This is a genomic window from Burkholderia lata, assembly GCF_000012945.1.
Taxonomy (GTDB): domain Bacteria; phylum Pseudomonadota; class Gammaproteobacteria; order Burkholderiales; family Burkholderiaceae; genus Burkholderia; species Burkholderia lata.
On record NC_007509.1, the window covers coordinates 33,311 to 56,832 of the forward strand.

Annotated in this window: 21 protein-coding genes and 1 pseudogene; 17 read left to right on the forward strand and 5 right to left on the reverse strand. The window is 61.2% G+C overall.

Annotated elements, in window-relative coordinates; genetic code table 11:
* Nucleotides 1–2: 2 nt before the first annotated feature.
* The 4 genes from BCEP18194_RS00140 to BCEP18194_RS00155 are packed head-to-tail and all read right to left on the reverse strand — an operon-like array spanning nt 3 to nt 4,584.
* Nucleotides 3–1,622, reverse strand: coding sequence for a GMC family oxidoreductase (locus tag BCEP18194_RS00140; protein ID WP_011349244.1), 1,620 nt, complete (start codon nt 1,620–1,622; stop codon nt 3–5).
* A complete protein-coding gene (locus tag BCEP18194_RS00145) occupies nt 1,622–2,128 on the reverse strand; it encodes a sugar dehydrogenase complex small subunit (RefSeq protein ID WP_041492380.1) in 507 nt (168 codons plus the stop codon). Before BCEP18194_RS00145 ends, BCEP18194_RS00140 begins: the two co-directional genes overlap by 1 nt.
* A 44-nt stretch (nt 2,129–2,172) precedes the next feature.
* Nucleotides 2,173–3,180, reverse strand: a complete 1,008-nt coding sequence (cydB, locus tag BCEP18194_RS00150) for a cytochrome d ubiquinol oxidase subunit II (RefSeq protein WP_011349246.1) — start codon at nt 3,178–3,180, stop codon at nt 2,173–2,175.
* Nucleotides 3,181–3,183: 3 nt separating this feature from the next.
* Nucleotides 3,184–4,584 (reverse strand): cytochrome ubiquinol oxidase subunit I, encoded by a 1,401-nt coding sequence (locus BCEP18194_RS00155; protein ID WP_011349247.1) that lies wholly within the window; start codon nt 4,582–4,584, stop codon nt 3,184–3,186.
* 474 nt (nt 4,585–5,058) lie between these two features.
* On the opposite strand from BCEP18194_RS00155, the gene BCEP18194_RS00160 reads away from it, so the two are divergent.
* The 7 genes from BCEP18194_RS00160 to BCEP18194_RS38995 all read left to right on the forward strand — a co-directional run bounded on the left by BCEP18194_RS00160 (nt 5,059) and on the right by BCEP18194_RS38995 (nt 13,834).
* Nucleotides 5,059–5,373: a YtcA family lipoprotein gene (locus tag BCEP18194_RS00160; protein WP_011349248.1), complete on the forward strand. Its 315-nt coding sequence runs from the start codon at nt 5,059–5,061 to the stop codon at nt 5,371–5,373.
* 13 nt (nt 5,374–5,386) lie between these two features.
* Complete coding sequence (gene mdtN / locus BCEP18194_RS00165) at nt 5,387–6,442, forward strand: multidrug transporter subunit MdtN (protein WP_011349249.1); 1,056 nt, start codon at nt 5,387–5,389, stop codon at nt 6,440–6,442.
* Between the two features lie 7 nt (nt 6,443–6,449).
* A complete protein-coding gene (mdtO, locus tag BCEP18194_RS00170) occupies nt 6,450–8,540 on the forward strand; it encodes a multidrug efflux transporter permease subunit MdtO (protein ID WP_041492534.1) in 2,091 nt (696 codons plus the stop codon).
* Between the two features lie 2 nt (nt 8,541–8,542).
* Nucleotides 8,543–10,027, forward strand: a complete 1,485-nt coding sequence (locus BCEP18194_RS00175; protein ID WP_011349251.1) for an MdtP family multidrug efflux transporter outer membrane subunit — start codon at nt 8,543–8,545, stop codon at nt 10,025–10,027.
* Entirely contained in the window at nt 10,027–10,497 is a 471-nt protein-coding gene (locus tag BCEP18194_RS00180) for a MarR family winged helix-turn-helix transcriptional regulator (protein WP_011349252.1), read from the forward strand. Before BCEP18194_RS00175 ends, BCEP18194_RS00180 begins: the two co-directional genes overlap by 1 nt.
* Before the next feature lie 1,159 nt (nt 10,498–11,656).
* Nucleotides 11,657–12,562, forward strand: coding sequence for a LysR family transcriptional regulator (locus BCEP18194_RS00185; RefSeq protein WP_011349253.1), 906 nt, complete (start codon nt 11,657–11,659; stop codon nt 12,560–12,562).
* 357 nt (nt 12,563–12,919) lie between these two features.
* Nucleotides 12,920–13,834, forward strand: coding sequence for a LysR family transcriptional regulator (locus tag BCEP18194_RS38995; protein ID WP_011349254.1), 915 nt, complete (start codon nt 12,920–12,922; stop codon nt 13,832–13,834).
* Nucleotides 13,835–14,146: 312 nt separating this feature from the next.
* Here the strand turns inward: BCEP18194_RS38995 and BCEP18194_RS42350 are convergent, their stop codons facing one another.
* Entirely contained in the window at nt 14,147–14,275 is a 129-nt protein-coding gene (locus tag BCEP18194_RS42350) for a hypothetical protein (RefSeq protein WP_341864752.1), read from the reverse strand.
* Nucleotides 14,276–14,938: 663 nt separating this feature from the next.
* On the opposite strand from BCEP18194_RS42350, the gene BCEP18194_RS00200 reads away from it, so the two are divergent.
* From BCEP18194_RS00200 to BCEP18194_RS00245, 10 genes and pseudogenes are all read left to right on the forward strand, one after another.
* Entirely contained in the window at nt 14,939–15,274 is a 336-nt protein-coding gene (locus tag BCEP18194_RS00200; RefSeq protein WP_011349255.1) for an ArsR/SmtB family transcription factor, read from the forward strand.
* 23 nt (nt 15,275–15,297) lie between these two features.
* Complete coding sequence (locus BCEP18194_RS00205) at nt 15,298–15,792, forward strand: arsenate reductase ArsC (protein WP_041492382.1); 495 nt, start codon at nt 15,298–15,300, stop codon at nt 15,790–15,792.
* A 64-nt stretch (nt 15,793–15,856) separates the two neighbouring features.
* A complete protein-coding gene (arsB, locus tag BCEP18194_RS00210; RefSeq protein ID WP_011349257.1) occupies nt 15,857–16,930 on the forward strand; it encodes an ACR3 family arsenite efflux transporter in 1,074 nt (357 codons plus the stop codon).
* A 21-nt stretch (nt 16,931–16,951) separates the two neighbouring features.
* Nucleotides 16,952–17,374, forward strand: coding sequence for an arsenate reductase (glutaredoxin) (gene arsC, locus BCEP18194_RS00215; protein WP_011349258.1), 423 nt, complete (start codon nt 16,952–16,954; stop codon nt 17,372–17,374).
* Nucleotides 17,352–18,089, forward strand: coding sequence for an arsenical resistance protein ArsH (arsH, locus tag BCEP18194_RS00220; RefSeq protein WP_011349259.1), 738 nt, complete (start codon nt 17,352–17,354; stop codon nt 18,087–18,089). Before arsC ends, arsH begins: the two co-directional genes overlap by 23 nt.
* Nucleotides 18,090–18,111: 22 nt before the next feature.
* Nucleotides 18,112–18,540 carry an arsenic resistance N-acetyltransferase ArsN2 gene (gene arsN2, locus BCEP18194_RS00225; protein WP_011349260.1) on the forward strand — a complete coding sequence of 143 codons (429 nt, stop codon included), beginning with the start codon at nt 18,112–18,114 and terminating at the stop codon, nt 18,538–18,540.
* Nucleotides 18,541–19,089: 549 nt separating this feature from the next.
* Nucleotides 19,090–19,515: a MarR family winged helix-turn-helix transcriptional regulator gene (locus BCEP18194_RS00230; protein ID WP_011349261.1), complete on the forward strand. Its 426-nt coding sequence runs from the start codon at nt 19,090–19,092 to the stop codon at nt 19,513–19,515.
* 125 nt (nt 19,516–19,640) lie between these two features.
* Nucleotides 19,641–21,242 carry an APC family permease gene (locus BCEP18194_RS00235; protein WP_011349262.1) on the forward strand — a complete coding sequence of 534 codons (1,602 nt, stop codon included), beginning with the start codon at nt 19,641–19,643 and terminating at the stop codon, nt 21,240–21,242.
* A 153-nt stretch (nt 21,243–21,395) separates the two neighbouring features.
* Nucleotides 21,396–23,239 (forward strand): annotated as a pseudogene (locus BCEP18194_RS00240) (chloride channel protein).
* Nucleotides 23,223–23,477, forward strand: coding sequence for a hypothetical protein (locus BCEP18194_RS00245; RefSeq protein WP_041492384.1), 255 nt, complete (start codon nt 23,223–23,225; stop codon nt 23,475–23,477). The pseudogene BCEP18194_RS00240 and the gene BCEP18194_RS00245 overlap by 17 nt, the downstream one beginning before the upstream one ends.
* Nucleotides 23,478–23,522 lie beyond the last annotated feature (45 nt).

Here is a 23,522-nt window from a genome sequence, read left to right on the forward strand (position 1 = left end):
GGTCAGACTTCCTTCTTCAGCGTGTCCGACATCCGCAGCGCAAGCGCCGCGATCGTCAGCGTCACGTTCACCGTACCGACGGTCGGCATCGTCGAGCTGCTCGAGATGAACAGGTTCGGATGGTCGAACGTGCGGCAGTCCTTGTCGACGACCGAGTCGCGTGCATCCGCGCCCATGATCGTCGCGCCCGTGATGTGATTGTTCGGCGCGAACTCGTCGTTGAAGACGACTTCGGTGCCGCCCAGCACCTTCGCGGCCGTCGCGTAGACCTCGCGCGTGTGCACGGCGCCGCGCTTCACGTAATCGTCGATCGCATACGTGATCTCGGGGCGCGGAATGCCGACCGCGTCGGTGGCCGTCTTGCTCGGCACAATGCGGTTCTCGGGTTGCGGCAGGATTTCGTGGAAGCAGTCGAACTGCACGAAGCGCGCGGAACGGTCGCGGATCTGCGCGTCGAGCTCCTCGGGCTTCATCAGCTTGCCGCCCTTGAAAATCTTCTGCGTTTCCTGGTTGATGCGCGACATGTTCGACAGGTGGATCTTCTTCGCGGCTTCGTTCGCGCGGAACGGGCCGTCGCGGAAACCGATCAGCGACGTCATCTCCTGCGGGCCGCGGCCCGGCCACAGCTTCTCGTTCGCGTAGAACGACACGCCGGTGCCCGGGTGGTCCATCAGGTTGCGGCCGACCATGTCCGAGCTGTTCGCGACACCGTTCGGGAAATCGCGGTTCGCGGACATCAGCAGGATCTTCGGCGTCTCGATGCCGTTCGCGGCGATCACGAAGTACTTGCCTTCGACGCGGTGGTCGGCGCCCGTCTTGTCCTTGTAGACCGCGGCGGTGATGCGCTTGTCCGGCCCGGTCTCGAGCTTGTAGACGACCGCGCTGTCGATCAGCTTCGCGCCGGCCTGCTCGGCCTTCTCGACGTGCACGATGCCGTTGTACATCGCGCCGATCGGGCAGATCGGCATGCAGTTGTTGTTCCCGCAACAAGTCGGCCGGCCGTCGTACGGGCGGCTGTTGCGCGCCACAGGCTCGGTCACCACGTGGAACTTCGGGTCATAGCCGTTGAGCGCGCTCTTGATCGTCTGCTCGTTGAACGACAACGGCAGCGGCGGCATCGGGTACGGCTCCTTGCGCGGCGAGTACAGGTCTTCCTCGGGGCCCGGGCCCCACACGCCGAGTTCCTCTTCGGCGCGCTGGTAGTAATGCTCGATATCGTCGTACTGGATCGGCCAGTCGCGGCCGACGCCGTACACCGTCTTCATCTTGAAGTCGTTCGGGATGAAGCGCCATGCCGACGCGGCCCAGTGCCACGTCGTGCCGCCCACCGCGCGGATGTACTGCGAGTTGAACTTGTGCTCGCCCTTCAGGATCAGGTAGTCGTTCGGCGGGCCGTACTCCGGATGCGGCGCCCACGCGCTCGACGGGTACGGCGCCATGAAATCGGTCTTGTCGACCTGGTTGCGAAAGCGTTCGACGATTTCCCAGCGCGGCATGCGCGGGCCGGCTTCCAGCAGGATCACGGACTTGCCCGCCATCGCGAGCTGGTGTGCAACGATCGCGCCTGCGACACCCGACCCGACGACGACGATGTCGGCCTTTTGCGTATCGGTATCGGCCATCAGGCTTGCCTCTCGATCGGTTTTTCGGCCCAGAAGCCGGGTTTGTTGGGGCAATACGACGGGATCACGAGCGTATCGGATACGACGCTGAACATTAATGCTTCTTCGTAGGTAATCACGACGTTGTCGACGATGCCGAGATACCACGCTTCAAGAATCTTCAGCGCGAGTGCTTCCTGATCGGGATTCAGCGAACCGGACGCGAGTGCGCTGGCGAGTTGCGGCAGGCTGTCGGCCGTCTTGAACGAGCCCTTCTGCAAGGCCTGCAGGAAGCGCTGGCCGAGCACGCGGCTCAACCCCTTCTTGCCTGTCAATGCTTCGGAGAGCGTCATGAACGTATCGAGCGGCGCGGTGCCGGGATCGTCTGCCAGGGCCCGCAACGCCAGCGAGCCGGTGAGGCCCGCCGCCGTCAGCGCCAGTGCGCCCTGCAGCCATTGACGCCGCGTAATGCCTGTTACGGCTGCGTCGATATCGCGACGCGGGTGGGGAACCGTTTTGTTGGTCATGTTGGGGATTTTCAGGTAGTCATATGACAAGCAAAAAAACGAAATCAGTAATGCGTTACATCCGTTTCACGCGCTTTGCCGCGAAACACGTGATACTGCATTGCGTTGTAGACGAGGAGGATGGGCAAGATGATGATGGTGCCGACGAGTGCGAACAGCTGGCTCGAATGGCTCGACGAGGCGTCCCAGATCGACAGCGACGGCGGCACGATGTTCGGCCATATGCTGATCACAAATCCCGTGTAGCCGAGGAAGACCAGTCCGAACATCAGCAGGAGTGGCGTGGCCTCGTGCTCGCGCTTCACCGTGTGGAAGATGCCCCACACGCACGCGATGACGAGGATCGGCACCGGCAGGAACCAGCCCAGGTTGCCGCTGCCGAACCAGCGATGCGCGACGGCCGGCAGCCCGAGCACGGTCCACAGGCTGACCACGCCCATCACGGCGAGCAGCACGCCCGCGAGCGGCTTCATCAGGAGCCGCATCTTGCGCTGCAGCTCACCGTCGACCTTCAGGATCAGCCAGCCGCAGCCGAGCGTCGCATACGTGACGAGCACGCCGATCCCGCACAGCAGGCTGAACGGCGACAGCCAGTCGAACGGCCCGCCCGCGAACTGGTTGTTCTCGATCTTGATGCCCTGCAGCAGCGAACCGAGCACGATCCCCTGACAGAACGCGGCAAGCGCCGAGCCGCCGATGAACGCGAGATCCCACATGTGTTGCGTGCGCGTGGCCTTCGCGCGCAGCTCGAACGCCGCGCCGCGGAAGATCAGCCCGACCAGCATCAGCACGAGCGGCAGGTAGTTCGCCGGCAGCAGCGTCGAATACACGACCGGGAATGCGCCATAGAGCCCCGCACCGCCGAGCACCAGGAACGTCTCGTTGCCGTCCCACACCGGCGCGACGGTGTCGAGCATCACTTCGCGCTCGGCCTTCGCATCGAAGAACGGAAACAGCAGGCCGATACCGAGATCGAAGCCGTCCAGCATCACGTAGATGAATACGCCGAGGCCGATGATCGCGGCCCAAACGACAGGAAGATCGATTTGCATGGCTTACTCCGCTTCGGTCACGTTCAGCGGCGTGGACAGCGCGCTCTTGCGCAGCCCCGGATGCCGGTGCAGCTCGATATACCCGGCCTGGGCAGCCGGCCCGCGCTTCATCAGTTTCATCATGTAGTAGATACCCGTTCCGAACACCAGGAAATACACGACCACGAAGATCAGCAGCGACACGCCGACCTGCTGCGCACTGAGCGGCGCGACGGAATCGACGGTGCGCAGCACGCCGTACACGGTCCATGGCTGCCGCCCGACCTCGGTGGTGATCCAGCCCGCCAGCAGCGCGAGGATGCCCGACGGCCCCATCGCCACCACGAACCACTGGAACCAGCGCGTTTCATACAGACGCCCGCCCTTTCTCAGCAGCAGCCCGAGCAGCGCGGTGAGCAGCATCAGCATCCCGAGGCCCGCCATGATCCGGAACGTCCAGAACACGATCGGCGAATACGGGCGGTCCTGCGGCGGGAATTCCTTCAGCCCGCGAATCTCGCCGTCCCAGCTGTGCGTGAGGATCAGGCTGCCGAGGTGCGGCACCTGGATCGCATAGCGCGTGGTTTCGGCCTGCATGTCGGGCAACCCGAAGAGATTCAGCGCGGTGCCGCCCTTCTCGGTTTCCCACAGCCCCTCGATCGCCGCGATCTTCGCCGGCTGGTATTCGCGCGTGTTCAGCCCGTGCGCATCGCCGACGACGATCTGGATTGGCGCGAGGATCAGCAGCATCCACAGCGCCATCGAGAAGCTGCGCTTCACCGGCTCGTCGCGGCGCCCCTTCAGCAGGTGCCACGCGCCGCACGCGGCGACGATGAAGCCCGCGACGATGAACGCCGCGATCGTCATGTGCACGAGCCGGTACGGGAACGACGGATTGAAGACGATCTTGAACCAGTCGACCGGCACGACGAGGCCGTTCTCGATCTTGTAGCCCTGCGGCGTCTGCATGAAGCTGTTCGACGCGAGAATCCAGAACGTCGAGATCAGCGTGCCGACCGCGACCATCAGCGTCGCGAAGAAGTGTGCGCGCGGGCTGACGCGCTGCCAGCCGAACAGCATCACGCCGAGGAAGCCGGCTTCGAGGAAGAACGCCGTCAACACTTCATAGGTGAGCAGCGGGCCCGTGATGTTGCCCGCGACGCGCGAGAAGCCGGCCCAGTTGGTGCCGAACTCGTACGCCATCACGACGCCGGAGACCACGCCCATCCCGAAGCCGATCGCGAAGATCTTCGACCAGAACTGGAACATGGATTTGTAGACGGCATCGCCGGTGACGAGGTAGCGCCATTCCAGCACCGCCAGGAAGCTCGCCATACCGATACTGATCGCGGGAAACACGATGTGGAACGACACCGTGAACGCGAACTGCAACCGGGCGAGATGAAATGCGTCGAAGATATCCATCACCGCTCCATCTTCAGTTCAAAAGTTTCGTTCTTATAATCAATAGCGGTTCGCGCAGTCAATATAAATATCATCAAATCATTAGGCGAAATGCTGCGTGGATTGTATCGAAGAGCAATCCGCCGGATCGCTCTAGGGACTTCGGTACGGTCGAATATTCCGCGAGGTGATCGATCCGTGCGCATGTCGCAAACGCATTGAGAACGGCTCGCTACAAGTCGTGAGATGGAAGTCAAATTGCTTTTGATTTCAGCCGATTGTTATTTGCAACAAAGCAATTTGTTACTTCTCACAATTTTGTGAGAACGCACAATTCGAATGGTTTATTTAACGGTTTTATCGAACTGGTGATCCGATTACTATCTTGGCGCGATGCTTGGAGGCAGGAAGGGCCCCAGGGCCCCAGGCTTTTTGGGCGGTGTGTCCGAGCCTTATCCAATCGCGTTCATTCGATGATCGAATCAACCTTGTGGCATGGCAGCCATGCTGCCTTCGTCCGTTGCCTTGCATATTTTTCTGATGCGTTCGTCTACCGTCCTGAGTTTCATTTCGATCGCGGCCAGCCTGTTGCTCGGAGGGTGTGTGCCAGCGCCGTCGGTCGCCGTATTCGGCGCTGCTTTTCCGGACTGGCTGTTCTGCATTGTTGTCGGCGTGCTGGGGGCCGGAATCGTTCACGTCGTGCTGGGCAAGCGTGGCAAACGCGCGTTGCTCGCGCCGCTGGCGATCAGCTATCCCGCCCTGTGTGCGTTGCTTGCCATGGCCTTCTGGCTGCTCTTCTTTCCTCACTGATTCCTCGTACCTTATGTCTGACGCTTCTGGCGCATCGCGCAAAAAGTCCCTGCCTGCGTGGCTTATTGTGGTGGCCACACTGGTGCTGCTCGGTGTTGTTGTGTGGCGTCTCGATCAGGCGCTGACGACCGACGATGCCTATGTCTATGCCGACACGATCAACGTCGTACCGGAAGTGACCGGCAAGATCGTCGAGATGCCAGTGCGCGATAACCAGCCGGTGAAGCGGGGAGACTTATTGTTCCGGATCGATCCGCGACCGTACCAGGATGCGCTCAATCAGGCGCGTGCAAGGTTGGTCACGCTCGAAAGGCAGATTGGACTCACGCAGCGTACGGTCAATGCGCAGCAGTACAACGCCGATTCCGTTAAGGCAGCGGTTGAGCGCTCGCGCGCCCAGGCCGTGCAGGCGGCGGATACGCTGCATCGCATGGAGCCGCTGCTTGCGCCGGGCTATATGTCGGCGGAAGATGTCGATCGGGCGCGCACCGCGGAGCGGGCGGCGCAGGCGGAGTTGAACGCAGCGATGCTGCAGGCGCAGCAGGCGTCCGCGGCGGTGAGCGGCGTGGACGCATTGGTCGCGCAGCGTGCCGAAGTCGAAGCGCAGATCGCGATTGCGGAGCTGAACCTCGAGTTCACCGAAGTCCGCGCACCGTTCGACGGTCGGGTGGCCTCACTGCGCACGACAGTCGGGCAATTCGCGTCGGCGCTCAAGCCAGTCTTTACTCTGATCGATATACGTCACTGGTACGTGATCGCGAATTTCCGCGAAACCGATCTGAAAGGCGTGCGAGCAGGGACATCGGCGACCGTTTATCTCCTAAGCGACACCGGCAAGCATTTCGACGGCGAGGTCGATTCGATCAGCTACGGCGTGCTGCCCGACGACGGTGGCGTGGTCCAGGAAGGTTTGCCGCGTGTGGCGCGAAGCATCAACTGGGTGCACGTGTCGCAGCGTTTCCCTGTCAAGATCGCGGTTCGAAATCCGAACCCGGAAACGTTCCGCATTGGCACGTCGGCGGTGGCCACACTGAGGCGCGATGCCTCCGCCCGCGGCGCGGCTCAGTGAGCATCGCATGAGCACTGAGCAATTCGCATCGAGCAATCTTCAACGCCTTGCTGGCTTCATTGGCGGCGAAGTCCGGCCGTACCCGGGGCGCATGAATGTGATGCTGCGTTGCCTGCTGACCAGCGCGCTTGTCATCGTCACGTCGATGGCGCTGCAGGTGCCACTTCTGCCGGTGTCACTGATCGTGGTGTTCTTCGTGACGCAGTCGAACGTCGTGGTGACGCGCTTGACCGGCGTGCTGTTCGTCGTCGGGTCGACGATTGCCGTAGGCAGCACGATTCTGGTGCTCAAGTTCACCTACGACTATCCATTGCTACGGATCCTGTTGGCTGGCACGCTGGTCTTTCTCAGCGTTTATATGATGCGGGTGGCAAAGATTGGTGTCGTGTTCTTTATTGTCGGGCTCACTGTCATTTACGGGCAAACATTCGTCGATAGTACCGACCAGGCCGAACTGCTGGTGCGCGCGGAGTTGTGGGCGTGGGTCGCAGTCACCTATGCGATTGCGCTGACGCTCCTGATCAATACGCTGTTCCTGCCCGTCGAACCCATGCGGCAACTTTGCAGCGCTATGGGCGGTCAGCTGAAAGCAATCGACACAAGTCTGGCAGGACTCGAGCATTGGGCGTTGGTGGCGAGTGCGCCCGGAGCGTATGAAATCCAGGTTGGCGCGTTGACGCTCAAGAAGCTGCTCCGCTTCGCGACGATGCGTGATGCCGCGTATCGCGCAAACCAGGCGTTGCATTTGGCGCGGGTGGCGACTGTGTCGCGTCTGTATGCTGCGACTGGCCATCTGCCGGCTTCGTCAGCAGGATTGACGGTCGACGCGATTCCTGTGCTGCGTGATGCCATACAGCGACTTGCTGATGCGGTGGAGGCGGATGGTCAATTCGTTGCGCCCGGAGCATTGATTGATCTGGGGGGGGATGGGTTGCCCGGCGCGCTTGCGGAAATGCGCGACGCGTTGCTGGAGTTCTCTGGGCGATCGGCTGCACCACAGGGCGTTCAATCGCCAGCCGAAAAGGAGCGATTGCTTGTGCCGGACGCCGTCACCAATCCGGTCTACGCCCAGTTCGCATTGAAGACGCTGATGGCGGCCATGATCAGCTATCTCTTCTACATTGCGACCGACTGGCAAGGTATTCACACGATGATGCTGACCTGTCTGATCGTAGCGCAACCCAGCCTCGGCTCCTCGGTCCAGCGCGCGGTGTTGCGGATCGGCGGTGCCGCCGTCGGTAGTGTACTGGCGCTCGCAATGGTCGTCTGGGTTATGCCGCATCTTGATGGGGTTGTCGGGTTGCTGATGATGGTCTTGCCCGTGATCGCGCTGGCCGCCTGGGTCTCGGCTGGTTCGGAGCACATCAGCTACGCTGGTACCCAGATCATGTTTACGTTTTCGCTGGCCGTGCTAGAGCAATTCGGCCCCGCCATTAATCTGACTGAAATCCGCGACCGGATGATCGGAATTTTGTTCGGCGTCGCCGTATCGGCAGTCGTTCATGCGTGTCTGTGGCCTGAGGCCGAAGGCGAAGCACTGCGTCAGCGTGCTGCGAAGCTGCTGCGACGGATTGGCGCGCAGCTTCGTTCGGATGGGACGGGGCCGATCCCAGTCACCCTGTGGGCCGAGTTGAGTGACAGCGAAGCGATGTCGGCGCGAGTCGCGCTGGAACCGGGGTGGCAGATGGCGGACGGAGAGCAGGAAAGTCTGACTTTGCGCATGCAGACTTTGCTCGCCCGGGTCCGGGAAATTCTGCTGGCAACCGACGCCTTCGGCGCAGAGCGCAATGCACAGAAATTGCCAGGCGGGATCGCTACCGCGACGACTGCGTTTCAGGCCGAGCTGGCCGGATTGCTCGACGGCTATGCAAGCGCGTTGGCTGAGCGTCCGCTGACGATCAATGCGCCGCCTTGTGCGTCGCTGGCGGCACTGTCGGATTGCTGCGCGGCCGAACTGTCGACCCTGCCGACCGATGCGTTGCGGGCCGCATACGACCGGTTGCTGACCCGCGCAAGCAACCTCGCCGTCCAGGTCGCGGGCCTGCCGGCCTGGGCGCCGGGATCTGTCGGTACCGTATTGACTTCCCGAGCTTCATAAGCATGACTGATTCATTGATTCGATCCTTCTGTCTGTTGTTGCGTCATATCGCTGTCACCGCGCTTCTGTGCGGCTCGGCCGCGTGCGCATTGATCCATCGCGACGTGAAGCCGTCGGCGACGCTCGATCCCGAGCGCATTCGCATTGCCAACGACATTCATTTGGCGAACGACGGCTGGCCGTCGGCACGCTGGTGGATGCGGTACGGCGATCCGCAACTGGACGCGCTGGTCGATCGCGCGCTTGCGGATTCGCCTACGATAGCGAGTGCCCATTCGAGGGTCTCGCAGGCCAAGGCCGACGTCGACCTGGTAAAGGCGGGCACCAGTCTGCAGGTGAGCGCGCTCGGATCGGTGAACCGGGAGCGTGTGTCGAGCAACGGCTTCCTGAGCGCCTATTCAGGCAACCAGCCAATGTTGGGGGCGAGTGGTCCGTGGTACACGGAAGGTGTCGTCGGCCTTGGTGCAAGTCTCGACGTCGATATCTGGGGCAAGCAGCGCGCCCAAGTGGCGGCGGCACTGGGCGTTCACAATGCGCGGGTGGTCGAGACGTCGGCGATCGAGCTGGAAATCTCGGCCGACGTCGCGCAGATTTACTACGGAATTCAGACTACCTATCATCTCATCGATCTGCTGGAGCAACTGCACGACATTGTGACGTTCTCAATGAACGCGCACGCCGCTCGTGCTTCGCGTGGGCTCGAACCGCAGACGCAGACGGAGATCGCTCGCTCGCAAAAACTGGCGACAGAGCGGCAGATCGTGGCTGCCCGAGGGCGCATCCAGCAACTACGCGAATCGTTGCGCGCGCTGATAGGTGCGGGGGCGGTGGATCTTGCAGAGATTCGGCCCGTGGCGTTGCCGACACCGCCGTCGTCGTTGCCTGCGACGCTCTCGTTCGAACTGCTGGCGCGGCGCCCGGACCTGCAGGCGATGCGTTGGTATGTCGAAGGGTCTTTCGACAAGATCGATGCAGCTAAGGCCGCGTTCTATCCGAGCTTCGATATCAAGGCATTCTTCGGCGTCAACGCATTGCATTTGGGCGACCTGTTCACGCACGCGAGCCAGCAGATCAATCTCGTTCCAGGCCTGTACCTGCCGATATTTGACGGAGGTCGACTCAACGCGAACCTTGGCGGCGCCCGTAGCGCAAGCAATCTGCTGATTCTGCAGTACAACCAGGCGATTCTTAACGCCGTACGCGATATCGCCACAACGGGCAGCCAGCTGCAGGACCTCGATGCCGAGGCGAAGCTGCAAACAGAGAAGATCCAGGCGACGACGTTTTCCCAGGACAGCGCCGACGCCCAATATCAGCGCGGCTTGGCGAGCCGGTTGACTGCGGTCGAGGCGAAGCAGGCCGTGATCCTGGAGCGGGTCGCGCTGCTCGACCTCGACGGCCGGCGAATCGGCCAAGACATCGCGTTGACCAAGGCGCTAGGCGGTGGCTACCGGTCGGATGCGCCAGTTGTGCTGAACCCACGGTAATGCAGATCATGTCCGGCGAATCGTTACGACCGACTTTTTGTGACGTGCCGTTTGAGGCGGACGGCTTTCGCACGATGCAGAGCGTCCAGCTCATGATCCGGAACGTGGTGAACCAGAGAATGCTGATAGCACTCGGAGTTCAGTTTTCGCAGGGCAGTGCGCTCGTACATCTTGCGCGCAGCGACACGATGTCGTGTCAGGCACTCGCGAATTTGCTCGGCTGTGGGACGAGCCGCCTCACGCGTCTTGCGCAGGACCTCGAACGTCGCGCGCTGATTGTGCGGCGGCGAAACGGCCAAGACCGCCGTGCGCTGGATCTATCGCTCACGTCTAGGGGAATGGAGATTGCGGAGCGGGTCCCGTTTGTGGTGTCGGAGGCCGAGCAGGTCGTGCTGGGACGATTGTCAATGGAGGAGAGGATGATCCTCAAACGGTTTCTCCAGCGGATCCTCCGTGAGATCGACGCATGACTCGACATGCCGCGACCCCGAGTAACCGACCGGGCTCGACTCATACGTCGGCGATTGGCGACCTGCTCTACGAAACCATTCGAAGGAGTGTCATTTTATGTCGTGTGTCGTGTTGATCGCCCACCAGACTTGCGGCACGTCATTGAGCAAACCATCGCTCGTTGGCAAGGTGCTCGCACACTGCCCGCGTCGCAATGTGAGCGGTTGAATCGCACAGGCACGTCATGGCTGGACCGGGTTTTTGTCATCACGCTCGTCGCTTTGATCACGTCAAGTTCGCTGATATGAAAGGGCTAGGTTGCCCTATCGATGACTAAGGACCGCTAGGGTCCCAAGAAGCATATTCGCTTTCGTTTTAGGGGGAATCAAATGAAAACGCATTGTGTGCTGTCTGGACGTGCTGCCCCTGTTCTTATGCTGTCGATAGAGTGCGTTGCTGTTGCCTATGCCGATGGCGACGCCCCGTTGCGGTCGTGTTCGAGCGACGTTGCTGTCCGGGTCGTTCAGCAGCAAGTCTATGTGCCCGTTCACGCGTACGAGAGTGCTCTGAACAAGGGGGCACGTCAGCCTTGAGTTTCGTGCCGACCGAGCCGGTTCGCCGGCATCCTGGCCGTCTTCGAAGGAGCCAACCGATCACATCACCGACTGATCAGCGTCCAAACAGGGTGGGGAATTCTACTTCGATACTTCTGGGAAAGTTGTGTCCGAAGTTGACACACGGCCGTCGTGCATACGCACCATCATAAGGGTGCGGCAGTGATTGAGAACGGCAGACCCATCACTAATCTAAGAATGGGACGTCTCACGCTGCATAAGATGAATGGCCGCTGGAGGATCGTGTTGTACACATTCAATACTGACCCCGTACAGGGCGATCGCTGAGTTGGCATGGGTCGGCGGAGGGCTAATAGGGCCTAACGCGTGGGTTGCGGATTGACTGTTGCTATCCTGACTCGAGCGTAAGCGAGTGTGTTTACGATTTGGCAATCGGCAGCATGATGCATGGAAATGTGCGCCGCATATCGTTTAGGTATTCGGAGCTATGGTACGCATGAAGATGCGACATCGAACATCGTATTTTTACACGTGCATTGCCCCGCCTGATTGTGGAATTTCCCCATATTTTTTGTGTGACTATAAACGTCATAAAAATCAGTAGATGGCAGCTCTAGATATCGTTTCCGCGATGCGAATTTTCGTACGCGTCATAGAGCGTGGCAGCATTTCGATGGCTGCTCGCGATTTGGATATGGGGCAGTCTACAGTCAGTGAGCGTATCAACAGGCTTGAAGAGTATCTCGGGATCCCCCTGCTATATCGCCACGCACGCACGTTGACGCGGACCAGCGACGGACAGGCCTTTTATGCATGCTGCAAGGCAGCCCTGAGCGCGGTGGACGACGCGCTTGCGGTGGCGCAAGAGCACCGCGAAATACGTGGCATGTTTCGAATAAGTGCGCCGCAGAGTTTGGGTGAGATCATCATGCCGGCAGTTCTGTTAGAGATTAAGGCACAGTACCCGGATCTGTATATCGATTTGGACCTCAACGATTCGATCGTCGACCCGGTCACGGCGGGCGTGGACATCTCACTACGACTTGGTCGACCAGTCGAAGGTCGGGGGGCTAAGTACCGTATGGGTCATGTTCGTCGCAAGCTTGTCGCCGCTCCTTCTTACCTTGCGCGCTATCCCGAGATTGAGGATCCGCACGGACTGAGTCAGCATCCGTTTATCCGGGTGCGCGGCGTCTATGGAGACAGGTTGCTGGAGCTCGACGACAGCAGGGGCGAGTCGATTTCTATTAGCTTAGACCTCGGTATGACCGTCAGCCATTGGCGAGCGGCACGTGAACTCTTGTTAGGTGGAGCAGGGATCGGCGTCTTGCAGTTGCCTGCTTGCCTCGACGCATTGACCGACGGGCGATTGCAGCAGATCCTTCCGGATTACACGGTGCCTGGGTTTGATCTGCATTTGATCCTCCCGGTGACCCGACCGATTCCAGCCAAAACGCGCGCTATTCTCCAAATCTTGGAACACCAACTACCAGCCCGACTGGCCGGGTGAGACGGATCAGGCACTTAGTACTGCAGGAAGATTGGACGCATGCACCGATCTACGCAGGCTTCATCTCGCGAGCGAATTTATCTATCGTGTATTGTCGTATTGCTCTGAATTGTTTCCCCGAGCCACAATGGACTGTGGTTGCTTACCTCTCCGGTTGGGTTATCCGAGCCCCGGTAGGGCCAACTGAGGGCAGCCACGACCTCGTTCCCTGCAGAGGGTTGGCCCGTGGTGACTATATCCCACGGGCTTTTTTTTGTACTTGATTCATACAAAAAGAATCGTGATTTACCGATGTGCGTGCAATAAGGATTTGCAGTGTTCCATTGTAAGGAAGTCGACAATATTTTTACGAAGTAAATGCGTATATTAGATATCCTGACAGCTATGCGCGCATTCGTCAGAGTTGTCGAGTGCGGCAGTATTTCCGACGCCGCGCATGGATTGGGTATGGGACAATCCACAGTCAGCGAGCGATTGGATCGGCTCGAACGTCATCTCGGCTTGCCACTGTTGTTTCGCCACGCGCGCACACTGACCTGCACGGACGATGGTCAGATTTTCTACGAGCGCAGTAAGAGAGCGATCGCCCTGATTGAAATCGCGATGGGTGTCAGCCGGGAGCAACATGACGTTCGCGGAATATTCAAGTTGGCTGCGCCCCATGCCTTTGGTGAAATTGTTCTGGCGGGGATTATGGTCGATATCCGCAAGCGGTACCCCGAGCTGAGCGTGGAGTTGGTCCTCGAAGATGCGGTGATAGATCCCGCCACTGCAGGCGTAGACCTCTCGTTGAGGCTGGGCCAACCTGGAGTTGCAGCGCAGGATTCTTATTACTTGGGTCACGTCCATCGTACGCTGGTCGCTTCCCCTGTCTATCTCGCGAAGCATGCGCCGATTAGTGAGCCCTCAGAGCTTGCCGATCATCCATTCATTCGAGCGCGTGGTATCTATAACGCTCGGGACATTGAACTGATCGCTGCGGATTCTGCGATGGTGAAGGTCCGCGTCAATGTTGCATTTTCTGTTAATCACTGGCGTCCGGCTCGCGAGCATTTAATTGCCGGATTTGGCATTGGTATTCTCCAGCGGAGGGTGTGTGCTGAAGCAATCGCTGACGGGCGATTGCAACAGATTCTCCCCGAATACAACGTATCTGGTCTTGATCTACATGCGGTTCTGCCTGTTGCGCGGCCGTTGCCTCCCAAGACGCGCGCCATTCTCAGTATTATCGAAGAGTGCTTGCCGGGGCAACTGGCTCAGGCTCGTGCCTAGCCTCATTTGGAAGCACGAGTATCGAGCAAACAAGTCTTTGACAGACGGTATCGTATGTGTGCCGTAGTTGCCCTCCACCCAATGAACCTTCCGATCCGCGGAAAAATTGGCATCGATCGTGCGAAAGAATTGCAGGAATTCATTACTACGATCGTGACGATGTAATGCCCCGATGACTTCGTCGGTGGCATTGTCCAGCGCGGCAAACGAGGTGGTGGTGCGGTGGCGCATGTAGTCGTCGGCTCGATGCTTGGGAATTCGGGGTGCCGATGGCGGTATGGGTTGCGTGTGGTCCAACGCCTCGATCTGGCTCTACTCGTCGACGCATAGCGCCATCACCTTCAGCGGCGGATAGAGGTGTAGGCCGACGATGTCGCGAACATCATCGACGAACGGCGGATCGCTTGAGAGCTTGAAGGTCTTCTGCTGATGCGGCTGCAAGCCGGCGGCTCGCCGGATTCACGGCACGGCCGCCTGCGAAAGGCTCATCTCCTGAGCCATCGCGCGCGTACTCCAGTGTCTTTGCGGTAACGGCATCGATACTCGATCGATCTAGGTGGACCCGGAAGACCATCCTGTCGATGCGTCGCATAGCGCTCACGCCACTTCGAATTCATTTGCTGGGTGAGCCGCATTTTTCCCTCGACCGTCTGGTTGTCAATGTCCTCGGAACAGGCCAGCACGATTTGCGCTCGCAATGGGGGTGACCTTGATTTCCGTGCTCGCTTCCGGTTAGGCGACTTTAGGCCTGGCAAGGTCTTGCCTTGCGGCCCCCAATAACTACTCCGACAAAACAATGGGTTAGTGTCTACCCTCCGCGAACGAAGCAGAGAGCGTCTCCAGGTATGGCCGCATACAAGATGGGCGTCCCTCGACCGGCGGTCCTAGTTCATCTCGTCGTTAGGCGCTCCGGTTGGTTGACGGATTGGGGTGCCGGCCGCGATGCTCGGCAAGATCCGCTTTGCGTACAATGCCACCGGAAAGTTGAAGGGGCCGCGCAAGTTAATGCCCTCGATATGAGTGGGAGCAATTATCCGGAGTTGCTCGGTTGCGATCAGCTGCCCATGGCTATCCTTGATTCCATATTTCTACTATTATCGAATAATGGAAACAAATCGGACTATTGCCGCTCTTGCGGCGCTCGCACACGAATCCCGGCTCGCCGTGTTTCGTGCACTCGTGCAGGCAGGCCCGGAAGGCCTGCCGGCCGGGCAGATAGCCACGTTGCTGGACGTGCCGCCGTCGTCCCTGTCCTTTCATCTGAAGGAACTGGCGCATGCGCAACTCGTCACCAGCCGCCAGGAAGGCCGCTTCGTCTTCTACTGCGCGAACTTCGCGACGATGAACGGCCTGCTGGCTTACCTCACGGAGAACTGTTGCGGCGGCAATCCGTGCTCGCCGGTGTCCGCATGCCCGACGTCGGGCACCCGCCAATCCTGATTCGCATTCGCATGCCTCCGCCCATGACGACGAACATCCTGATCCTCTGCACCCACAACTCGGCGCGCAGCGTGCTTGCCGAGGGCATGCTCAATCACTGGGCTGCGAAGCTCGGCAAGGACGTGCGTGCCTACAGCGCCGGAAGTGCGCCGAGCGGTCGCCTCAATCCGTTCGCGCTGGAAGCGTTGACGAACGCCGGCATCGACGTCGACGGATACCGCAGCAAGAGCTGGGACGAGTTCGTCGGCGACGGTGTGCCTGAAATGCGCGTCGTCATCACGGTGTGCGACAGCGCGGCAGCAGAGACTTGCCCATACTGGCCCGGCAGCCCCGTCAAAGTGCACTGGGGCTACGCCGATCCGTCGAATGCGGCGGGTGGCGACGACGGAAGGCGCCTCGCATTCGAACTCACACGCCAAGCGATCGGCTATCGGATGCTGCAGTTGCTGGCACTGCCGCTGGATCGAATGAACGACGCCGAACTCCAGACGGCGCTGATCGAGATCTCGCAAAACTGATCATTTGCATGGCGGTCTGCCGAACCGAGCGGTCGCCCACGACTTCACGATTGAACACCGTCCCATGAACACGTCCAACGTCGCCCCGCCGGGAAAGGTCGTCGCAAAGCCTTCCATCAATTTCTTCGAGCGCTACCTGACGGTGTGGGTCGCACTGTGCATCGTCGCCGGCATCGCGCTCGGCCAGGTGCTGCCCGGCCTGTTCCAGCAGATCGGCCGGATCGAGTACGCGCAGGTCAACCTGCCCGTCGGGTTGCTGATTTGGGTGATGATCATCCCAATGCTGGTCAAGGTCGACTTCGGCGCGTTGCATGAAGTGCGTCGGCACGTCAAAGGCATCGGCGTCACGCTCGTCGTGAACTGGCTCGTCAAGCCATTCTCGATGGCGTTCCTCGGCTGGCTGTTCATCCGCCATCTGTTTGCGCCGATGCTGCCGGCGGACCAGCTCGACAGCTACATCGCAGGACTGATCCTGCTGGCCGCCGCACCTTGCACGGCGATGGTGTTCGTCTGGAGCCGGCTGACCGGCGGCGATCCGCTGTTCACGCTGTCGCAGGTCGCGTTGAACGACAGCATCATGGTGATCGCGTTCACGCCGCTGGTGGGTCTGCTGTTGGGGATGTCGGCGATCACGGTGCCGTGGGCGACGCTGCTCACGTCGGTCGTGCTCTACATCGTCATCCCGGTGATCCTCGCGCAGATCTGGCGCAAGGTGTTGCTGGCGAGGAGGCAGGCGGCGTTCGACGCGGCCATGGCGAAGATCGGCCCGTGGTCGATCGCAGCGCTGCTGGCCACGCTCGTGCTGCTGTTCGCGTTCCAGGGCGAAGCGATCCTGACGCAGCCGCTGGTGATCGCGCTGCTCGCCGTGCCGATCCTGATCCAGGTGTTCTTCAATTCGGCGCTCGCGTACTGGCTCAATCGTGCGGTCGGCGAGAAACACGACATCGCATGCCCATCGGCGCTGATCGGTGCGTCGAACTTCTTCGAGCTGGCGGTCGCGGCCGCGATCAGCCTGTTCGGCTTCCACTCCGGTGCGGCGCTTGCGACTGTCGTGGGCGTGCTCATCGAAGTGCCGGTCATGCTGCTCGTCGTGCGCATCGTCAACCAGTCGAAGGGCTGGTACGAGTGCCGCACTTGATACGAACGGAGGAATCTCGACATGACTGCCATCACGATCTATCACAACCCCGACTGCGACACGTCGCGCAACACGCTGGCCTTGATCCGCAACAGCGGCGAGGAACCCGCCGTTATCGAATACCTCGAGACACCGCCGCCGCGCGAAACGTTGGTCAAGCTGTTGGCCGACGCGGGCCTGACCGTGCGCGAGGTGCTGCGTGAGAAGGGCACGCCTTATGCGGAACTTGGCCTGGGCGATCCGAAGTGGACCGATGGGCAGTTGCTCGACTTCATCGAGCAGTACCCGATTCTGATGAATCGGCCCGTCGTGGTCACACCGATCGGCACGAAGCTGTGCCGGCCGTCGGAAGCCGTCCTGGACATCTTGCCGAACCCGCAGAAAGGACCGTTCACCAAGGAAGACGGCGAGGTCGTGATCCGTGCGGAGGGCGAGCGTGTCTGAGCAACTGAAAGACCTGCCGCAGCTCGACGCAGCGCTGTTCCGCGTGCCGGATGCCGTTCGACTGCGGCCTGCCTCGCCGTCGACACACCCACCTCGGCTCCTGCTGCTGTACGGGTCGCTGCGCGAGCGTTCGTTCAGCCGCCTGCTGGTCGAGGAAGCCGGCCGGCTGCTCACGGCGATGGGTGCAGAGGTGCGCGTGTTCAATCCGAGTGGCCTGCCACTGCCCGATGACGCGCCCGAGCATCACCCGAAGGTGGTCGAGCTTCGCGAACTGGTGATGTGGTCTGAAGGGATGGCGTGGTGCTCGCCGGAGCGGCACGGCGCGATGACCGGGATCATGAAGTCGCAGATCGACTGGATTCCGCTGTCGGTTGGCGCGGTCCGGCCCACGCAAGGCAAGACGCTGGCGGTGATGCAGGTGAGCGGCGGGTCGCAGTCGTTCAACGCCGTGAACCAGATGCGTGTGCTGGGGCGCTGGATGCGCATGCTGACCATCCCTAACCAGTCGTCGGTCGCCAAGGCGTTCGCCGAATTCGACGAAGCCGGGCGAATGAAACCGTCGTCCTATTACGATCGCGTTGTCGACGTCATGGAAGAGTTGGTGAAGTTCACCTTGCTGACCAGAGACATCGGCCCGTACCTGGTCGACCGATACAGCGAGCGGAAGGAAAGCGCCGAGGCGCTGTCGAATCGCGTGAATCAGCGGAGCATCTAGATCCCGATCAAAGGAGTGACAAATGGAGATCCGTCCCGCCACGGTCGACGACCTGGCGTCGATTGAAGCCCTGCTGCATCAGTGCGGTCTGCCCGTCATCGGTGTGAGCGATCATTTGCAGGATTTTGTGGTCGCGATGGACGGTTCGACGATGTGCGGGTGCGGTGGCATCGAGCGCTACGACGACGCTGCGCTTTTGCGCTCCATCGCGGTGGCGGAGCATGCCCGGGATGCTGGATTGGGGCAGCGTATCGTGTCGCGGCTGGTCGCCGCGTGTCATTTGCTGCAAGTCAGGTCGCTGGTGCTCCTCACAACGACGGCGGAAGACTATTTCGCCCGTCTTGGTTTCGTGTGCGTCGCGCGCGATGACGTACCGCACCTGGTGCGGACGTCGAGCAAATTCCAGGGGGTATGTCCAGGCTCGGCCGTTTCGATGCTGCGGGTTCTGTAGTCTTCGAGACAGGCGTCGGCCGATCGACGCGACGCTTCAGGGGGATTGAATGGCCCCGCACCGCGTGGCGAAGGCAGGGCGCCTTGCCGCGGCGAGCGGACCCAGGCGCCGATCGATCACCACCTGAACCGATCACCCGCCAACCTGGAATGTGCGCCCCAACCGTCGGGGTGATATGTCACGCTAGGGATGTAGACCGGGGTGGGCGTCGGATTGCTTGCCACCGGACGACTGACGTTGGGTATGAGACTCGGCCACGCCCAAGGGTTGCCCACATGCAGTATATTCCGCGCCGGGGCAACGACGTGGCTGGCCGTTCCCGCACGTGAGCTTATCGAATGACCGGGCTGTACGACGACCAGGGCGACCAGCAGCGGTATTGAAATGCCGTCCACTTCTCCTCACCGATTCAGGTTGATGGGGTCAATCCACGCAGCGACCGGAGCAGCGACCGATGAAAGCACTTTGCACTACCCGTCACGCGCGCCTATATTTTAGGTCACGTGATGACATGATTCCAGAAAACTCCCGGTGTTCACGGAGTTCGTGATGGCAGCAAGCAATCGAAAGGCCGGCGCAAGCGCCACGAAACACGACCTCGAGCAGCTATCCGAATTTCGCTACCGGCTGCGGCGTTTCCTGCGTTTCTCGGAGGAAATCCTGCGGGCCGAGGGGCTGACGCCGTTGCAATACATGCTGATGTTGCACACCTGTGCGTTTCCGGACCGCTCGTGGGCGACGGTCGGCGAGATAGCCGAGCGGCTGCAGGCGTCCTCGCATGGCACGGTGGCGCTCATCACGCGCTGCGAAGCAGCCGGGCTCGTCCGGCGCCAGACGAGCGAGCAGGATCGGAGGCAAGCGGAGATCCATCTGACGGAAAAAGGGGCGGAATGCTTGCGCAAGGTTGCGGCCTTGCACAAGTCGGAAATTCAGTCGTTCGGCTGGGCTTTCCATGACGTCACCGATATCAACTGAACGCGCGACAGCAACGTGCGCGGATTCGCCGGGACGGCCGATATGTATCGGTCGTCGCGACGACGGGCAGGGCGGGAGAACGAACACACACGCAGCAGGGGGAGGTCGTTTGCAAGGAGTGGCATATGAGCACGACCTCGAGCCTCAATCTGGAAGGCAAGCTCCGGCGTGACGCCGGAATCATCGGGCTGTTGTTCGCCAGCACGACCAGCATGGTCGGTTCCGGCTGGTTGTTCGGCGCCTATCACGCATCGCGCATCGCCGGCCCGCTGAGCATCGGCAGTTGGGTGCTCGGCGCGATCATCATCATGCTGATCGCACTGTGTTTCGCCGAACTCGCGGCGATGTTTCCGCGCAGCGGCGCACTGGTGCACATGAGCCATGCGAGTCATGGCGTCGGGCTGGGCCGTATCTGGTGCGGTCTCCTGTTTCTGGCATACGTGCCGGTTCCGGCGGTCGAGGCGGAGGCGATCGTCACGTACGCGAACAACTATCTCCCCTGGTTCATCCAGCCCGGAAGCGCAGGCTTGCTGACGGCTGTCGGCTTCGTCGCATGCGCCGGCCTGCTCGGCATCATGGCATTGTTGAACCTGATGGTGATCCGCTGGCTGCTCAGCGTGAACTCGACCATTACGTGGTGGAAGATACTCGTGCCGCTTCTGACGATTGCCGGCTTGCTGGGCGCGAGCACGCACTGGGGCGTGATGCACGCGGCGCCGGGCAGCTACCATGTGTCCGGCATGTTCACCGCGCTGCCGGCCGCCGGCATCGTCTTCAGCTATCTGGGTTTTCGAACGGCGATCGACCTGGGCGGCGAAAGCGCCAATCCGCATCGAAACATTCCGCTGGCCGTGATCGGCGCGGTCCTTCTGGCGGCCGTCATCTACATCCTGCTGCAGGTCGCATTCATCTACGCGCTTGCGCCGGCCGATCTTGCCGCCGGTTGGAACAACCTCAGCTTCAAGGGCGAAATGGGGCCGTTCGCAGGGCTCGCAACGACCCTCGGCATGGGATGGATGGCCACGCTGCTGTACATCGACGCCTACGTGTCGCCTGGGGGCACTGGCCTGATGTACGTCACCGGCGGCTCGCGCATCCTGTTCGCGGCCGGAGAACTGGACGCTGGCCCACGCATGCTGACGCGGTTGAATGCCAACAGGATTCCCTGGGTTGCCGTACTGATCATGTGGGCGGTCGGTGTGCTGTTCCTGATGCCGTTCCCGGCGTGGCAGCAGATGGTGAGCTATATCACGTCGATCACCGTGCTCACGTATGGGCTGGGGCCGATCGCGCTGCTTGTCCTGCGACGTAACGTACCGGAGCTGCAGCGGCCGTTCCGCATGAGCGGGGCCGGGTTGATCGCGCCGCTCGCATTCGTGTGCAGCAACCTCGTCATCTACTGGACCGGCTTCAAGACCAACAACTTCCTGTTCTCGCTGGTGGCGATCGGCTTCGTCCTCTACGCGCTTCACCATCACGTCGTGTTGCGCCGTAGCGCGCGTGACTTTGGCTGGAAGCACATCGCGTGGTTGCTCCCGTGGTTCGGCGGGCTGTGGCTGTTGTCATGGATGGGTGGTATCGGCGGCGGCCTGGGCGTCATCGGATTCGGCTGGGACATTCTGCTGGTCGCCGCCTGGAGCGTGGTGGTGCTCGTGCTGGCCGTGCGCAGTGCGCTCGATGCCGGCGAGACGTTGGAGATGATGGGGCGCATGAACGAGACCAGTTGACGGATCGACACACACTCGACACAGGCGGGCGCCATGACATCGGGATCGACAGGAGGAGAGGACGGCGCGGCCGGCGAACTCGCATCGCTTCGCGTGGAAACCGGTCGCGTCCAGCGCGCGTCGCAAACGGAAGACGACGCGTCGCCGATCGACATGTATCGCCTGAGTTGCCTCGGGATCGTGGTCGGCGTCGTCACCGGAATCGGCGCCGTGGCTTTTCGCGGCTTGATCGGTTTCGTGCACAACGCGTTTTTCCTCGGCCGGTTTTCGGCCTCGTACAACGCGAGCGAGTTCACGCCCACTTCCGTATGGGGGGCGTTCGTCATACTCGTGCCGGTTGTCGGTGGCCTGGTTGTGACGTGGCTCGTCTGCACCTTTGCGCCGGAAGCGAAGGGGCACGGCGTGCCCGAGGTGATGGACGCGATCTACTTCAAGCGCGGCGTGATTCGGCCGGTGGTCGCGATCGTGAAATCTCTGGCGTCCGCGTTCGCCATCGGCACCGGCGCGGCGGTCGGTAGAGAAGGGCCAATCATTCAGATCGGTTCGGCGCTCGGCTCGACGCTCGGGCAAGCGGTCAGGATGACCACCGGCCAGCGCATCACGCTCGTGGCAGCGGGTGCGGGTGCCGGGATCGCCGCGACGTTCAATACGCCGATCGGCGGCGTCCTGTTCGCGACCGAGCTGATGATGCCGGAGATCAGCGTGAACACGTTCCTTCCCGTTGCGCTCGCGACCGGCACGGCCACCTTCGTCGGACGGTTGTTTTTCGGCAGTGCGCCGGCATTTCTGGTGCCGGCCCAACTGGGTGCGATTCCCGATCGTCCGGGCAGTGTGCTGACACTCCTGCTGTATGCGGCGCTCGGCATCGTCACCGGTGTCGGCGCAGCCATGCTGACCCATGGTCTTCATGTTGCGGAGGATATCTTCGAGCGCATTCCGGGCCGCTATGCACGTCACGCGCTGGGGATGTTGCTCGTCGGCGTGACGATCTACTTGCTGATGCGCTTCGCCGGGCACTACTACGTAGAAGGCGTGGGATATGCAACGATTCAGGCGCTGCTTTACGGACAGCTCGGCGGTGGCCTGTTTCTGATCACGCTGGCGCTCTGCAAGACCCTCGCAACGTCGATCAGTCTGGGCTCGGGATCCTCTGGCGGTGTCTTCTCGCCGTCGCTGTTCATCGGTGCGGCATTGGGCGCGGCGTTCGCCGCATCCGTCCAGGCCGTATCAGCACGCCTGCGTTCGCGATGGTCGGGATGGGGGCGATGGTGGGCGGGGGAACCGGTGCGGCGATGACGGCGGTCGCGATGATCTTCGAGATGACCCGCGACTACGACATCGTGCTGCCCATGATCATCGCCGTTGCGGTCAGCCTTGCGACCCGGCGCCTGCTTTGCCGCGAAAGCATCTATACGCTCAAGCTCGTGCGTCGCGGTCACGTGATTCCGAACGCGTTGCATGCCAACATGTTCCTCGTCCAGAACGCGGCGCAAGTGATGGAGACGGACGTGCTCGTGCAGGACGCCGAGGTACTGTTCCGCGACATTCTGGGCAATCTGGACGGCCCGCCGTTCCGCCACGTGGTCGTTACGCGATCGGGCCGGATCGACGGTGTGCTTCGCATCAACACGGGGTTGCGCCGGGCGATCTCGCACGACCATCCGTCGGTGACGCTCGGTATGCTCGCTCAACGCAATTTCATCGTGGTCGCGCCGGGTGAAGCGGCATTCGATGTGATCAGCAAGCTGCGCCAGAAGCACGCAACCATGGCGGTGGTCGTCACCCAGCCCGAAGAAGAGGGCGCAATGGAGGTGGTCGGGGTCATTGCCAAGGAACACATCGCAGACGCGGTGGCGAGCAGCATCAGGATCTTTCCCGAGAACCAGCGCGGAACGCAGCGCAGCCTGCGGTCAGGGAAACAGCACGGTGACAGCCATGCGTCGACGCGGGCCGAAGCGCATGCCGGCAAGGAGGGGCAGCATGAAACTCAGCGTTGAGCTGGCCGTTCTGCGCCGGCGCCTTGCGGTGGCCCTGCATCTCGACGACTGGAAGGAAGTGTTGGCCGGCAACCTGCAAGACGAGGCGAGTGACGATCGCGAGTGGGTCATCGTCTACCGAACGGCGAATGGATATTGTTGTCTTTACCGGGGGCGGCCGGTCGAGTTCGATGAACTCCCCGATGTGCAGTCGTGGTCCGCCGAGATGGATGTCCGGACCTACTTCATGGGCTTGTGACCGCGATATCGGTGCCGAACCGTTCTGTCGGTCAATGCGTGGCGC